This window comes from Microcoleus sp. N3A4 (genome assembly GCF_036701805.1).
In the GTDB taxonomy this organism is placed as follows: Bacteria; Cyanobacteriota; Cyanobacteriia; order Cyanobacteriales; family Microcoleaceae; genus Microcoleus.
Window position 1 is genome coordinate 1 of record NZ_JAUBRJ010000156.1, and the last position, 2,553, is coordinate 2,553.

Below are 2,553 nucleotides of genomic sequence, written 5' to 3' on the forward strand. Positions count from 1 at the left end.
GAAACTGTCAAGTCCGGTTCTTAGGGGAGGAGGACGCGGTGACGTGTTCCTCCTTACCCGACAAGAAGACGGCAGGTCGTACATTAGGCGCATCTGCGCTGAATAACTGGAGAGCCGCCTCTCCCGGAGAACTCTCTCTCTCCGTCCCCACATAAAAGAGTGTCTCACTCCGCCTACAACAGAAGTAAGTAATGAACCTGTTGGAATGCAAGGCATGAAAGCCCCGCAACTGATAGCCTAATTCGGTGAAAGGGCAAGGGGAAGGCTGAAAAGGGTTAACGTTATGTGAATCACCGTAGATTCCGTTATGTCTAAAGAGTGAAATCAGGCTGATACACTCTAGCCAAAAGGCAAGTGAGTAGGTTACTGGCAGCGCCTTGTAGCTAGTAACGAGGGAGCGAAACTCTCACCGGAGTATAGGTGGAACCCGAATCGGTCGAAGGTTAAATGTACGAAACACGATAAGCCCTATGGATTCTCAAGCCAGGTCGATGGCATGAGTAGGTTGACTGTAAGGAAAACGGAATTATCCAGAGGGTAAGGGATGCTGGAGAAAGCGAATGCTTCTGGTAATGCCGAAGATAGGGGTTCAAGCTTTGCCCCACATTGAAAGATGGCAGACTTCCAGCGGGTCTTCAACGGTAAATATCACGTAAAGGAATCGAACCAACGTGGAAGATAGAGTCAGCAATGACATCGGAACGAAGGAACCGCTAAAAGAGTGGGCATCCATTAATTGGAAGCTCATCAAAAAGCGCGTCAGAAACCTGAGACAGAGAATCTACCGAGCAGCCCAGAACGGTCAGTGTAATAAGGTCAAAAGCCTCATGAAACTGATGCTTCGCAGTTACTCCAACCTGCTATTGTCAGTGCGAAGAGTCACTCAAGAAAACAAAGGGAAACAGACGGCTGGCATTGATGGTCAGACGGCTTTAACTCCACAGGAAAGAGTGAAATTGGTCAGAGAAATTCAGGAAAATACCTTATGGAAAGTCCGCCCAACTAAAAGGGTATACATACCGAAAGCCAACGGAAAACAAAGACCATTAGGTATCCCGACAATCAAAGACCGAATAGCACAGGCAATTGTCAAGAATGCCCTAGAACCAGTCTGGGAAACCAGATTTGAAGCCCAGTCCTATGGCTTCCGCCCAGGCAGAAGTTGCCATGACGCAATTGAGCAGACATGGATAAGACTAAACGCTCAGGGAAATGACAGATGGATACTGGACGCAGATATAAAAGGGGCGTTCGACAATATTAGCCACGAATACCTGCTCAATGCCATAGGAGAAATCCCTGGTAAAGAGCTAATCAAACAGTGGTTAAAAGCAGGATATGTAGAGGCGGAAATATTCCACGATACAGAAAGCGGAACGCCACAGGGAGGGATTATAAGTCCCCTTTTGGCAAATATAGCCCTCGACGGAATGGAAAAACTCCTAAGCCAACATAAAAAGACGAAGGAGTACAAATATACCGACTCAAAAGGTAGAAAAAGAACGGAGAGGGAACACAAACCAAAATATGGCTTTGTTCGTTACGCTGATGACTTCATCATCACCGCAGAAAATCGTGAGAATTTGGAAGCCATTAAACCCATCGTAGAAGAATGGCTAAATCAAAGAGGTCTAAAGCTCAATTCGGATAAAACCAAAATTACTCAGATTACTGAGGGATTCAACTTTCTAGGGTTCAATGTCCGACACTACAAGGGTAAGTGCCTCATCAAGCCGCAAAAAGAGAAGGTCAAAGAATTCTTAGCAGGAATCCAACAATGGCTGAATCAACATAAGACGGTAAAGGCAACGGCAGTTATCCAATACCTCAGCCCAATTATTCGAGGATGGGGAAACTACTACAAGCACAAAGTCAGCAAGGAGACGTTTTCTTACGTTGACTACCGAATATGGCAAATGCTGTGGAAGTGGTCGCTAAGAAGGCATCCCAAAAAGGGGAAAGGTTGGGTAGCCCAAAAATACTTTAGAACAATCAATGAGACGAAGTGGAACTTTGCCCAACCCTTCTTGAACAGACATGGTAGGGAAACATTAATAACCCTGCCGAAGCTGGCATACATCCCCATAGTACGCCATGTCAAAGTCAAAGACACGGCATCTCCCGACGACCCAACACTCACCAAATACTGGCAAGACCGCCAATCCAAATACGGGAAATCGTACTGGGCAAAAGGCTCAAAACTCTATAACGTAGCGGTTAACCAAAATTGGAAATGTCCAGTATGCGGTGAACACTTGTTCAATGGAGAAGAACTGCACACCCATCACAAGATTCGGGTGAAAGACGGAGGCACGGACAAAGCGGAAAACCTTGTCCACCTTCACAAAGCCTGTCACAGGCATGAACATACAGGCAAACGTTCTGAGGTTTTGGAGGCTTGAGCCGGATGATGGGAAACTGTCAAGTCCGGTTCTTAGGGGAGGAGGACGCGGCGACGTGTTCCTCCTTACCCGACAAGAAGACGGCAGGTGTGGATGGCGTTAAATCGCTGACCCCAAAGCAACGTCTCGCCTTGATAAATAAAATATCATT

General features: G+C 46.6%; 1 protein-coding gene. It reads left to right on the top strand.

Translation table 11 applies throughout. The features are described 5' to 3' along the window. Positions 1-671: 671 nt before the first annotated feature. The gene (gene ltrA / locus QUA56_RS36335; protein ID WP_333368828.1) at positions 672-2,402 is read left to right on the top strand and encodes a group II intron reverse transcriptase/maturase; all 1,731 of its coding nucleotides are present in this window, start codon (positions 672-674) and stop codon (positions 2,400-2,402) included. Positions 2,403-2,553 lie beyond the last annotated feature (151 nt).